The organism is Nitrococcus sp., from assembly GCF_059432795.1.
In genome coordinates this window covers 1-11,869 of the sequence record NZ_JBXWZQ010000101.1, presented here as the reverse complement: position 1 = coordinate 11,869, position 11,869 = coordinate 1, and the positions used below count along the sequence as shown (strand labels likewise).

Genomic DNA, 11,869 nt, shown 5'->3' with positions numbered 1-11,869 from the left:
CGGCTCCTGGAAGCCGGCCGTAGAGAGCCGTTCCGCCGCCGTCGTATCATCCACCGTCCCCTGCCAGACGTCGGCCAGCTCGTCCGGCGCCGCATCGGCTCCGGCGCCGTCCTGCGGCGACATGAACACTTGATCGAAATGCTCGTGCACCTTTTGCCGCCAACTTTCAAGCTGCCGGCGCAGCTCGGCGTAGTCGCCATATCCCATGGCGTATGCCAAGCGCAGCCGATCGAGCGAGTCGTCCGGCAGATCGTGCGTTTGACGATCGTCGAGCATCTGCAGGCGATTTTCGACCCGGCGCAGGAAACGATACGCTTGGCCGAGCTCGTCTCGCACAAAATCCGGTAGCTGGCCCTGCGCGGCAAGCAGATCCAGCACGGGCAACAAGCCGCGCTGGCGCAGGGCGGGCTCCTGTCCGCCGCGGATGAGCTGGAAAACCTGACCGATGAACTCGATCTCGCGAATTCCGCCGCGCCCGAGCTTGACGTTGTGCTCCAGGCCCTTGTGTTGCATCTGGCGGGCGAGCAGCGTCTTCATGTTGCGCAACGCTTCCAGCGCGCCGTAATCCAGATAGCGTCGGTAGACAAACGGTCTGAGTTGCTCGAGGAGTTGAGCGCCGCGCGCGTAATCGCCGCCGACCACCCGCGCCTTGATCATGGCGTAGCGTTCCCATTCGCGGCCTTGGTCCTCGTAGTAGATCTCCATCCCGTTGAAGCTGGTGACGAGTGGGCCACTCTGCCCATAAGGGCGCAGACGCATGTCGACGCGAAAAACCTGGCCTTCCGAAGTCTGCTCGTCGAGCGCGGCGATCAGCTGGCGTCCGAGTCGGGTGAAGTACTCCTCGTTGGTCAGCGCCCGTGCGCCGTCGGTATTGCCCGCTTCCGGATAACAGAAGATGAGATCAATGTCCGAGGAGAAGTTGAGTTCCCGTCCACCGAGCTTACCCATGCCCAGAACGACCAGACGCTGGGGTTCGCCGGCGCCGTTGCGCGGCATGCCCCAGTGCGCGCTCAGCCATTTATCCAGGCAGGCGAGCGCTTCGTCGATGCACGCCTCGGCCAGCGCGGAGAGCTCTTTTAGCGTATCCTCGAGCGCGGCCCAGCCGGCAAGATCCCGCCAGGCGATACGTACCATCTCGCGACGCCGAAAACGGCGCAGCGCGACCTTTAGCGACTCGGGATCGGTGAGCTCGGCCGTGCGTTCTAATAGCCGGCTCCGATAGCCATCGTCGGGGTAGGGCTGCTCGAGATCGCCAGTGTGAAGCAGCTCGCCGAGCAGCTCCGGGTCACGAACACAGGCGCGCGTGACGAAATGGCTGCACGCCCACACCGGCGGCAGGGAGCGTAGCACGGCCCCCGACGCCAGGCGCCGCGCCGGGTCGGCGAACGCGTGCAGCGCGCTGCGCAGGGGCTCACGCAACGGCTCGGGCAACGCCGCCACTGCATCGTCGAGCGCCGTTTGTGATGGCTCGGAAGATCCCATACATCATGGAGCTTACTGGGCGATGGGAACATCAGGCAACTGGAGACGCATCACTCGGCCACCTTCCAAACATGGATGCCAAGGGCTCGTTTTCGGCTTGCGGGCGCGGGTTTTCGGGCGGCTCACGGGTGCGTCTCCGCATTGCAAAGGGTCCGGGGCTGGTCTAATGTCCTCAGTGGTTCGTGACCTGACCGGCGCATTCCACCGTGCGGCGAGCGGCGCCGTTTGACACTACCGCGGTGGAATCCGTCGCCCAGCAATCGACCCATGGGCGCAAGCCAGTGGCCTGGGTCCGCCACCGGGTTTCGGAGATGACATGCCGCTTCGGCGGATTGGTAGAAAACGGCAGTCGACTGACGAGTGGCTTGATGATGAAATCGATCTATGTGGGGAACCTGCCTTTTACCGCTTCTGAGGATGAAGTGCGCGACCTGTTTGCTCAATACGGGGAGGTGAATGAGGTGCGGCTCATCACCGACCGCGATACCGGCCGTCCGCGCGGTTTCGGCTTCGTGCGGATGGCCCCGTCCGATGCCGATTCGGCCATCGAGGCTCTCAATGGGACCGAGCTGGGCGGGCGTACCCTGCGCATCAACGAGGCGCAGGAACGGCAGGAACGACGGCCGCGGCAGCCGGGCCGTGGTCCGCGTCGCTTTTGAGGACAACGCGAGTTAGGCTTGAAACCGCCCCCATCGGGAAACCGGTGGGGGCGTTTTTTGTCGAGCGTACGCAATAGGATGGAAAGGCGCTCGCCTGGGGACCAGCCGCAGCCGCCCAATGCCACCGCGCAGGCGCGGTCTTCTTCCCGAGGGCGCGGGCTCTCCGCCGACCGATCGCCGCAGGCCAACCGCAAAGGGTTTTGCGTGCGCCGGTCCGCCCGGCGCGCCGCGTGTAAACGCACCGCAACTTGGCTAGTATCTGTCATGGGCTTGCTGCCACGGCAAGGCGGCGAAGTGTGACAGGGCTGCGGTTGCCGGCGGCGACCTCCGTTTGTTGTCACCTTCCAGGCGCACGCGCAGGCCCTCCTGCAGGCGGACAAATTCCATGCGGGGTGAAGGTGAGCGATATCCCACGCGAGCGCGTCGTGCTCGACACCAGCGTTTTTACGAACCCGAACGTCGCGGCTGTTTTTGGCGACAACGCCACAACGGCTCTCGCGCAGTTCGCCAGTCTGGCGCGGCAGGTAGGTCCGCGCATGGAGTTCTACATGCCCCCTTCCGTGCTCGGCGAGCTGCGCCATTTCACCGACGCGGACCGCTGGCCGGCCGACTTGGAGCTGGTGGTCAAGCTGCGTGCCCCTCGTCGCCACGATATCACCGTGCCCGGCATGTTCCTCTATGAGCTCATCGAGGACATCCGACAGCGCGTCGACCGGGGCTTGCGGGTGGCCGAGAAAGCGGTACGCGAGGTGCAGCCGACCAGCGTGGACAGGACAATTCGCTGGTTGCGGGACCGCTATCGGGACGCCTTGCGCACCGGTTTGCTTGATTCCAGCGAGGATCTCGACGTGATTCTGTTGGCGGTGGAACTCGACGGCGCGGTTGCCTCCGCCGACCGGGGGCTGTTGCAATGGGCCGAGAAGGGCGGATTGCGCCTGATTCCGCCCGAGCGCCTGCGCGGCATCCTGGAGCATTTAGTCGAAAACGGGCCCCCCGCCGAGTAGTGTTTCGAGCTTGGACGTGGAGCGCCGGAAGGTCTTGCGGAAGCTCAGTATCCAGTGATCGCCGCAACGCTCGCGCGAGAGCTCTTGAACCTTGACGGTGCGCGAGTTCTGGTCGAGATGCGTCAGCAATGCCTCGATGCTCGCCTCCTCTCGCAGGCGGATGCGGTAGGTTTTGGATAATTTTCCGGTTCGCTCCATGTCCTCCAGGGCTTGGTCGAAGCCGCTTACCAGCGCTTCGCCGAAGGCCGGGCCGAGGGCGCGCAGCCGTTCGCGCTGATCGAGCTCCCGCAGCGCCATGACCATGCGAACCACCCGGTGGATATAGAACTCCGCCGGCAGCTCGAGTTCCAGGGCCGCCTCCGTCGCCGCGTCCTCGACGTTGATCGAGGGACAGACGTATTTCACCCGCCGATCGCGCAGCGTCGACTTCAGCACGATCCCTTCTCCCCCCTCGGCATCCAGACGGCGCACGATTTCGGCGACTTCCGCGTGCTCGCTCGCCGTAAAACGACCGAAGCCGCGCGGCACCGGCAGACCATAGCGTGACAAGAGCGCATCGCGTTCGGCGAGGGGGACGAATTCCTCCTGGTCCTGGCGCAGCATATCGAAGACGAACAGCGCCACGTCATCGCCGCCTCGCGGCGAGGCCGCGTCCATGTAGGGATTGCCGGGGCCCGCTACTTCCGCGCAGAGAACGAGCTCGGGTTGCTCGGTGAGCAGACACTCCAGTGCCGCCATGTCCAGCAGATCCGGCAGGCGGTCCGTGGTGAAGGGGCAGATGCGACCGCTGCGGGTCACGGCCACGCAGCGATCCGCCACGCGAAAGATGCGCACGTTATAGCCGTCGACCTTCTCCTCGACCTGGAAGGTGCCGCTGAAGCTCTGCCGGATGCCGGCGGCTAGCGCGAAGACGCGCGCGATGTGCGGATAGTCGGGGATGACCCGACCGGCGACGAGAACCGCGCCGCGCGGTATGCCGTGGTAATCGTTGCGAATGCGCAGGTAGCTTATCCCGAAATCGCGGCACTGCTCCGCGGCATTGTGCGCCTGTGCCTCGAGGAAGCGCTCGGGTCGGGGTGCCACGGGATGGCGTTTACGGGCGCTCATGCACAGACCTCCAGGCGCGAGAGAGACGCCGGCCGTCAACCGTTAGAATAGACGTGCTGCCATCGGCTCGCGTTGGACGATTCTAGCGCGCGCCATCGGCACGCCGGCCGATCCGGCGCAGGCTCATAGGAGCCCGCGCCTGCGCCACTTCGCGAAGATGGCGCGAGTCTGACCGGCTGCCTCTTTGACCGCGGTCTCCGGTGCGAGATCGCCGCGTACGACGTTCGCCACCATGCTCGAAATCACGGAGGTATTGAATACTTCGCTGATTGCCGGGTTGGCGTAGCCGGGATGGCCGAGGTTGGTGGTCCATTCGACGGCGTCCTTGAGCACGCTCAATTTGCCGCTGACTTCGCCCGGTAACTTGAATGGGTCATTATCCAGCCAAGCGTTGTTGAGATCGTTTAATGTCGGCGCGCCGGCCACCGGCGGATAGCCGCGTTCGCCCTGTGGCACGGGGGTCCGGAAGTAGCTTGGCGAGTTATGGAGCTTGCTGTAATAGATCGCCATGTCGTAGTTCGCGACCAAGTGCTTGATGAACGCTTTGGCGGTTGGCGCGTTGTCCCGGGCGAACTTGGGCACAACGTAGTTGTAGAACATGTGGGCATCGATCCAACGTGTCCCGCCCGGACCTTTCAGGGCCGGCGTGAAAAATATGTCCCTCGCCATATCCGGGCGAATTTGCTGGGCGGTGCGGTATGCGCAGATCGAGTTGAACACGAAGGATGCCCGCCCGCCGAGGAGCGCCTGGTTGTTGGAAGCCGGATTCCAGGCGAACACCTCTGCGGTGAGCGCGCGATTGTAGAGATTTTGCAGACACTTGACCGCCTCGACAGCGCGGCTGTAATGGCTGCCCTTGCCGAAAACGACGCGACCGGATCGGTTCTGCAAAGCGGTATCGAACGCCCAAAGCGCGGCGCGCGCGGCCATATTTGAATCGATTTCCTGCGCTAGGCCGAGCCCGACCTTCACGCCCTGGCGACGCTTGATCTCGCCGCCCACACGCGCGAGCTCCGTCCAGCTGCGCGGACCGGCGGGCGATGCGGCGGCCTGCCAGAGGCTTTTGCGGTAGTTTCCGGGATTGGCGCTCCAGCCATGGCAAACGGCATAGTAGCGGCCGGTTACCGGATTGTAGGAGACGCGTTTGGCGAGATCGTACGGCTTGCCGAATTCCCGCTGAATTTCCTCGTTGACGTCGTTCAGAGCGACCAAGCTGGTTTCGAACTGCGCCGCCGCGGGACCCATTTCGATGAGATCATGGCCGGAGCCTGCCGAGATCTCCGAGCTCAGGGTGGCACTGAGCTGGGCCCTGCTGACGTGATCAACGCTGATTCGTACATCGTTTTCCTCGCCCCAGCGTTGGGCAAAATTGTCGAACCATTCATCATAGCTCGGAACGACATGGCTCCATTGCAACACCTTCAAGCGCTTGCCCGCGGCACGGGCAGGGCGTGCCGGGACAATCCACGGACCAATGCCCGCGGCAAGCCCCAACGCGCCGCTGGCGACGAGAAAGCGGCGCCGATTGATACTTTGCCGGGGCGGCTCGGTAGAGGTGTGGCGTTTTTCGCTGCCTTTGTGATCCCAATCAGGCATTATTCACCTCTCCTGCTTTGGTCAGCACATGTATGGTCCGGTGTGCGCGTGCCGTTTCAGAAAAGTGATACAAATACGGTACGCGAGACCAACTTGCAACTGGTTCACAAAAAAGACGGTCGTGAAGGCGCGTCGGTTTTCTCGTGCGCTGGCTTTAGGGAACGGGGTCGCGCTGAACGCGCCGGGGGAACATAACTTCTCGAGCGGGTGTTGAGCGCAAGTGGGGTGTTCCGTCATCGATCTTCTTATCTTGCTCGTGGTCGCGAACGGAGCGCCCATTGTGGCGTGCAATCTGCTCGGCGAGCGTTTTGGCCGAGCATTGGATGGCGGGCGGCGCTGGCTCGACGGGCGGCCGCTGCTCGGCCGTTCGAAAACCCCGCGCGGTATAGTCTCCGCCTTGCTCACAACGGCTCTGGCGGCGCCGCTACTGGGTTACGCTGCGCGCGTTGGGCTCGCTGTCGGCGCGCTGGCAATGGCAGGGGACCTGCTTTCGAGTTTTCTCAAGCGGCGTTTCGGCCTCGAGCCGAGCCGCATGGTTCCGGGTCTCGATCAGATCCCGGAATCATTGCTACCCGCCTCGGTTCTGCATGGGGCGTTTGGTCTCGATTGGGTTGAGGTCATTGCCGTGAGCGGAGCGTTCTTACTGCTCGCATTGTTGCTATCGGCGCTGCTCTATGCCGTTGGCGTTCGCAAGCAGCCCTATTGAGCCGCCTGATCCGGGTGCAATGTGTGCACTACCACTTCCGGTCGACAGTTGAACCGTACATCCACGATCGAGGAGCCGGCGCCCACCGAGGTATAGCCGTACAGCGTCCGGTAGCGCCAGGCACCGGCGGTGAAGCGGCGCGGACAATCGGCGTTGGTAAGTACCGGGATTCCCCCCGGCAGACGTATCTGACCACCGTGGGTATGACCGCAGAGCATGGCGTCGAAACCGCTGTGCGCCGCTTGCCGAAACAGCTCCGGCGAGTGGCACAGGAGAATGGAGGGCGCCTGGTCGGGGACGCCGCTGCAGGCTCTCTCGAGGTTGTCCGCGCGAAAGAAGTGCGGGTCGTCGACGCCAACGAGATAGAGACTTTGGCCGTCACGCTCGAGGCGGTCCGACTCGTTGACCAATACGCGAATGCCCATGTCCTCCATTTGCGGCACCATGCGGATGGAGTCGTGATTCCCCAGCACGGCATACACGGGGTGGCGCAGGGACCGGCGCAGATGACGAAGACCGTCCAGCGCCGGTTCCAGCGGGCCGCAAGTACGATAGCGATAATCACCCGTCAACACGCAGACATCGTAATCGAGTCCCTTGACTCGCTCGGCCACTATTCTGGGGAAGTCCGGATGGACATCGAGGTGGAGGTCCGTGATGTGCAGCAACCGCAAACCGGCCAGCGCCGGCGGCAGATTCCGGATCGGAAGCCGATGGTGGACGACACGAAGATCTCGGGCATTGCGCTGGCCGCGACGATAGAGACCGGTCAATCGCAAAGCCAGCTGGAGTAACCGCCGCAAGGATAACGCATTCTCCGGATGAAAATAGGTGCGCCCGCGGCCGAACACCGGCGCTTCGCCTTCCGATTCGATGCCCAGACGCTGGCGCAGGTGCATGGGCTTTAGCCGTGCGCTGAGCGTATCCGTCGAATCGCGCCGTCGTGCAGGGTCGTTCATGTCCTTCTCGCTCGAAGCGCCGTCGATCGCGGGTCGAGTTCAAATCGGCCGCGCGGGTTGGGTCCCCACTCTAGCGCCTCCGATTCCATCCGGAAACGCCCACACGCGAGATGGGAGCGCACGCTGGTTCGGCATCCCGACGGCCCGTGGCCGCTGAGGTGCTCTTCCGCGAGCCGCCGGCCGACCGGATTCAGTCGCGCAAATAGACGTCGAAGCGTGTGCTGCGCCCGGCAATTTGGTAATGTGGTGCTTGTTGTGCCAGCGTCTGCGCGTGGCGGGGACGCTTGACCACTACCCGGTCCGAGGCGGTTTCGCGAGCTGCCTGCAGCAAGCGATGGGAATCGTCAACGCCACCGAGCAGTGCCTGCAGCACCTGCATTTCCTTGCGGGGCGCCGCGGCCTTGGCCCGGGGTGGATACATGGGGTCGAGAAACACCACCTCCGGTCGTTCCTGCGCTGCCGCGCTTCGAAGCCAAGCGGCGGCGTCGCCCGCAATGAGGCGCATACGCTCGAGCCAGCTCAGGTTCCGGTCTTGGCGGGCCGCTCGCTCAAGCCCATCTTCCAGTAACATGACGAGCACCGCAGAGCGCTCGATCAGGGTCACCCGCGCCCCTACGCGCGCTAGAATGTGCGCGTCACGCCCCAGTCCGGCGGTCGCATCCACGACGTGACGCGGACCATGGCGCAGCAGGCCGCAGGCCCGGGCAATGGCCTCGCCGCGGGGGCTGGCGCGCCCGCCTCGACGCGCTTGACCTCCCGCGCCGAGATCCGCGCGAATGGCGAGCTCTCGGCGCGCCGTGCGCAGCCGAAGCCAAAGCCCCTGGGTAGCGCAAGCGAGGTACAACCCCTGGCTCGGAGGGCAGTCGAGCAGCGTTGTACCAAGACGCGTTGCGAGCCGGCGGGCTGCGCTGTGATGTTCTTCGCCGATTGGCAAAATCCCGGCTATGCCGCCAGATGCTGGCAAGTCACTGATTAACTTGGCTGTACCGGAAAGGCACGGTATGGTACGCATGCCGGATTAGCTCGTTGAAACATCAGTCGCAATGAAGGTAGCGCAAAGCCATGAGTGATTATACCGCAGCGGCCACCACGCCGGCGGAGCTGTCTCGCGCATTTGCCGAGATTGCGGGCAGGAGCCAGCAGTTGGTGCGGGATTTCCTGGCGCGTGAGGAATCCGCCCATCATCTTTCGATGGGCGATACCGTGCGTATGAGCAGGCTCTTTCAGGATATGTACGCGCGTTTAATGGCCGATCCCATGCAGTTGGCGCAGAGCCAGCTCGCGTTCTGGCAGGACTATGCGTTGCTCATGCAGCGTTCCACGCTGCGCATGATGGGTTTCGATATCGAGCCGATGATCCGTCCGCACGAGAAGGACAAGCGCTTCAAGCACGAATCCTGGGAGTCGAACCTATTATTCGATTTCATCAAGCAATCGTATTTGCTTACCGCGGACTATATTCACAATACGGTGAAGAATATCGAAGGGCTGGACGACAAGACCGAGAAGAAGATCGATTTCTACACGCGGCAGTTCATCGATGCGCTATCGCCTTCCAACTTTCTCGCCACCAATCCGGAAATACTGGGCAAGACCATCGAAAGCCGCGGGCAGAATTTGCTCAAGGGGCTCAATAACCTGCTGGAAGATCTGGAGCGCGGCGGCGGCGCTTTGAAAATCCGCATGACCGACCCGGAGGCCTTCGAGCTCGGTCGGGATCTCGCCCTGACGCCCGGCAAGGTCGTCCATGAAACCGAGCTCGCCCAGCTTATCCAATACGAGCCGGCGACCGAGCAGGTCTACAAGCGCCCGGTCTTGTTCGTGCCGCCGTGGATCAACAAGTATTACATTCTCGACCTGCAGCCGAAGAACTCCATGATCAAGTGGCTGGTGGAGCAGGGTCATACCGTGTTCGTCCTCTCCTGGCGCAACCCGACCGCCGAGTTCGCCGGTAAATCCTTCGCCGACTATATGCTGGAGGGGCCGATCGCTGCGCTGGGTGCCATCGAGCAGGCCGTGGGCGTAAAAGAGGTCAACGTCGTCGGGTATTGCCTGGGTGGGACGCTGCTTGCGTGCACCTTGGCGTATATGGCGGCAAGAGGCGACCGGCGCGCGCACAGCGCGACATTTTTCGCCAGCCTCCTGGACTTCGAGAATCCCGGCGAGTTGGAGATCTTCATAGACGAGGATCAGCTGAAATCCCTGGAGCAGCAGATGGAGCGCCGCGGCTATCTCGCCGGCCAGCAGATGGCCAGCACCATGAGCAGCCTGCGCGCGAACGATCTCATCTGGTCTTTTTTCGTGAGTAATTACCTACGTGGCGAGGATCCGTTCCCGTTCGATCTGCTCTTTTGGAATCAGGACTCCACGAACATGCCGGCGCGCATGCACACGTTCTACCTGCGCAATATGTACCTGGAGAATCGGCTGCGCGAACCCGGTGGTCTTGTGCTTGCCGGCGAGCCGATCGATTTGACGAAGGTTAAGGTGCCGGCGTTTTTCCTTTCCACGCGCGAAGACCATATCGCGCCGTGGAAAACGACCTATCGCGGCATCCGCTTGCTTGGCGGTCGCGTGCGGTTCGTGCTCAGCGGCTCCGGGCATATTGCCGGAGTCATCAATCCGCCGGCCAAGAACAAATACGGCTACTGGACGAATACCGCGACCCCGGAGGATCCGGAGGAGTGGTTCAGCGGCGCCGAGCAGCATGCGGGTTCCTGGTGGCCGCATTGGCGCGACTGGTTGAACCAGAAAGGCGGTGCCAAGGTCGCAGCCCGTCGTGTCGGGGCGGGCGGGCTCAAGCCTATCGAGGACGCACCGGGCAGCTATGTCAGGGAACGCCACGATTGACCCCGCCCGATCGCCGTGGCAGAGCGTTGACCACGAGTGCCGAATCATTGCTAAGATCACAACCTCTTATCGAGTCGCGGGGATGAGATGGCCGAGGACAAGCCCAGAGTGGGCGTGATCATGGGCAGCAAGTCCGACTGGTCGACGCTGCGTTGCAGCGCCGAGGTGCTTGCTGAATTCGGCGTTGCACATGAGTCGCGTATTGTCTCGGCGCATCGGACACCGGAATGGCTGCGCGAGTACGCGCTGCAGGCTCGAAAGCGAGGACTGGAGGTCATCGTCGCCGGTGCCGGAGGCGCCGCTCACCTGCCGGGCATGATCGCCGCCTATACGACCGTTCCCGTGCTCGGCGTTCCCATCCAGAGTCAGGCTTTGCAAGGACTCGATTCGCTGTTGTCCATCGTGCAGATGCCCGGCGGTGTACCGGTGGCCACGTTTGCCATCGGTCCGGCGGGTGCGCGCAATGCCGCCTTGTTCGCCGTGGCGCTGCTCGCGAAGGTCCAACCCGAGCTGCAGCAGGCGTTGGAATCCTATCGCCAGCGCCAGACGCGCGCGGTGATGGAGGATACATTGCCTTGAGCGAGGTGATATTGCCCGGTGCCACGCTCGGTGTGCTCGGCAGTGGGCAGCTCGGGCGTATGTTCGCGATCGCCGCTCGCCGCATGGGCTATCGAGTGCACGCCTATTCCCCGGATCGGGAAACCCCGACCGGGCAGGTCGCCGATCTTGAAATCGATGCCGACTACGAGGATTTGTCGGCCCTGACGGCTTTCGCACGCAAAGTCGACGTCATTACCTTCGAGTTCGAGAACGTCCCCTCCGTGGCCACTGAGCGTGTGGCGCATTACGCTCCGGTTCGGCCCCGGCGCGAGGTGCTGCATACCATCCAGAACCGTTGCCGCGAGAAAGGGTTTCTCGCCGCTAACGGCTTTCCCGTGGCTCCCTTTCTTCCGGTCAAGTCGCGCGAGGAATTGACGGCGGCGCTCGAACGCATCCCGCCGCCGGCCGTGCTCAAGACGGCGGGGTACGGCTACGACGGCAAAGGACAGGCGCGAATCAACGGACCGGGGGATGCGGAGGCGGCTTGGTTGGCGAACGGGGGCGTGGAGTCGATATTGGAGCGTTTCGTCGATTTCCAGCACGAAGTCTCCGTCGTGGGCGCGCGCGGCCACCACGGCGCCATTGCGCACAATGGGGTAATCGAGAACCCACAACGCAAAAACAAAAAGGATAAATACCAACCCGGGGCGGCTTTACCAACGGGTGACGAGGCTCAGGCGCTGGAGATTACGCGCGGGGTTCTGGAAGCGCTCGATGTGTTAGGCGTGTTGTGTGTGGATTTCTTCGCCACGGCCGATCAGGGCTTGCTGGTCAACGAGTTTGCGACCCGGCCGCACTACTCCGGGCATTTCAGTTTCGATGCCTGTATCACCAGCCACTTCGAGCAGCAGGTGCGAACGGTTTGCGGCCTGCCCATGGGGTCCACGCAGCTGCTACGTCCGTGTG

General features: G+C 63.2%; 11 protein-coding genes. 6 read left to right on the top strand and 5 right to left on the bottom strand.

Features of this window, described 5'->3' with window-relative positions:
• Nucleotides 1–1,482 (bottom strand): bifunctional [glutamate--ammonia ligase]-adenylyl-L-tyrosine phosphorylase/[glutamate--ammonia-ligase] adenylyltransferase (glnE, locus tag AC52Q4_RS07500; protein WP_495536181.1); only part of this gene is annotated, 1,482 nt, incomplete at its 3' end.
• A 206-nt stretch (nt 1,483–1,688) separates the two neighbouring features.
• Between glnE and AC52Q4_RS07495 the strand changes: the two genes are divergently transcribed.
• Nucleotides 1,689–2,141 carry an RNA recognition motif domain-containing protein gene (locus AC52Q4_RS07495; protein WP_495536180.1) on the top strand — a complete coding sequence of 151 codons (453 nt, stop codon included), beginning with the start codon at nt 1,689–1,691 and terminating at the stop codon, nt 2,139–2,141.
• A gap of 398 nt (nt 2,142–2,539) precedes the next feature.
• Entirely contained in the window at nt 2,540–3,145 is a 606-nt protein-coding gene (locus AC52Q4_RS07490) for an RNA ligase partner protein (RefSeq protein ID WP_495536179.1), read from the top strand.
• Here the strand turns inward: AC52Q4_RS07490 and AC52Q4_RS07485 are convergent.
• Both AC52Q4_RS07485 and AC52Q4_RS07480 read right to left on the bottom strand, forming a co-directional pair.
• Entirely contained in the window at nt 3,116–4,252 is a 1,137-nt protein-coding gene (locus AC52Q4_RS07485; protein ID WP_495536178.1) for an RNA ligase, read from the bottom strand. The two genes, AC52Q4_RS07490 and AC52Q4_RS07485, sit on opposite strands and share 30 nt — an antisense overlap.
• A 123-nt stretch (nt 4,253–4,375) precedes the next feature.
• Nucleotides 4,376–5,848 carry an ABC transporter substrate-binding protein gene (locus tag AC52Q4_RS07480; protein WP_495536177.1) on the bottom strand — a complete coding sequence of 491 codons (1,473 nt, stop codon included), beginning with the start codon at nt 5,846–5,848 and terminating at the stop codon, nt 4,376–4,378.
• A gap of 280 nt (nt 5,849–6,128) precedes the next feature.
• Here AC52Q4_RS07480 and AC52Q4_RS07475 point away from each other — a divergent pair, with 280 nt between their 5' ends.
• Complete coding sequence (locus tag AC52Q4_RS07475) at nt 6,129–6,554, top strand: CDP-archaeol synthase (protein ID WP_495536176.1); 426 nt, start codon at nt 6,129–6,131, stop codon at nt 6,552–6,554.
• Here AC52Q4_RS07475 and AC52Q4_RS07470 read toward each other — a convergent pair.
• Nucleotides 6,548–7,513: a metallophosphoesterase gene (locus AC52Q4_RS07470; RefSeq protein ID WP_495536175.1), complete on the bottom strand. Its 966-nt coding sequence runs from the start codon at nt 7,511–7,513 to the stop codon at nt 6,548–6,550. The two genes, AC52Q4_RS07475 and AC52Q4_RS07470, sit on opposite strands and share 7 nt — an antisense overlap.
• Before the next feature lie 190 nt (nt 7,514–7,703).
• Nucleotides 7,704–8,447: a class I SAM-dependent methyltransferase gene (locus AC52Q4_RS07465; RefSeq protein ID WP_495536174.1), complete on the bottom strand. Its 744-nt coding sequence runs from the start codon at nt 8,445–8,447 to the stop codon at nt 7,704–7,706.
• 128 nt (nt 8,448–8,575) lie between these two features.
• On the opposite strand from AC52Q4_RS07465, the gene phaC reads away from it, so the two are divergent.
• From phaC to AC52Q4_RS07450, 3 genes are all read left to right on the top strand, one after another.
• Nucleotides 8,576–10,363: a class I poly(R)-hydroxyalkanoic acid synthase gene (gene phaC / locus AC52Q4_RS07460; protein WP_495536173.1), complete on the top strand. Its 1,788-nt coding sequence runs from the start codon at nt 8,576–8,578 to the stop codon at nt 10,361–10,363.
• An 87-nt stretch (nt 10,364–10,450) separates the two neighbouring features.
• A complete protein-coding gene (gene purE / locus AC52Q4_RS07455) occupies nt 10,451–10,942 on the top strand; it encodes a 5-(carboxyamino)imidazole ribonucleotide mutase (protein ID WP_495536172.1) in 492 nt (163 codons plus the stop codon).
• Nucleotides 10,943–10,947: 5 nt separating this feature from the next.
• On the top strand, nt 10,948–11,869 hold a 922-nt coding region (locus AC52Q4_RS07450; protein ID WP_495536182.1), incomplete at its 3' end, for a 5-(carboxyamino)imidazole ribonucleotide synthase.

Bases quoted from the DNA above. Each gene is read 5' to 3' on its own strand.
- AC52Q4_RS07485 (WP_495536178.1), bottom strand. From the start codon at position 4,252: ATGAGCGCCCGTAAACGCCATCCCGTGGCACCCCGACCCGAGCGCTTC.
- AC52Q4_RS07480 (WP_495536177.1), bottom strand. From the start codon at position 5,848: ATGCCTGATTGGGATCACAAAGGCAGCGAAAAACGCCACACCTCTACC.
- AC52Q4_RS07470 (WP_495536175.1), bottom strand. From the start codon at position 7,513: ATGAACGACCCTGCACGACGGCGCGATTCGACGGATACGCTCAGCGCA.
- phaC (WP_495536173.1), top strand. From the start codon at position 8,576: ATGAGTGATTATACCGCAGCGGCCACCACGCCGGCGGAGCTGTCTCGC.
- purE (WP_495536172.1), top strand. From the start codon at position 10,451: ATGGCCGAGGACAAGCCCAGAGTGGGCGTGATCATGGGCAGCAAGTCC.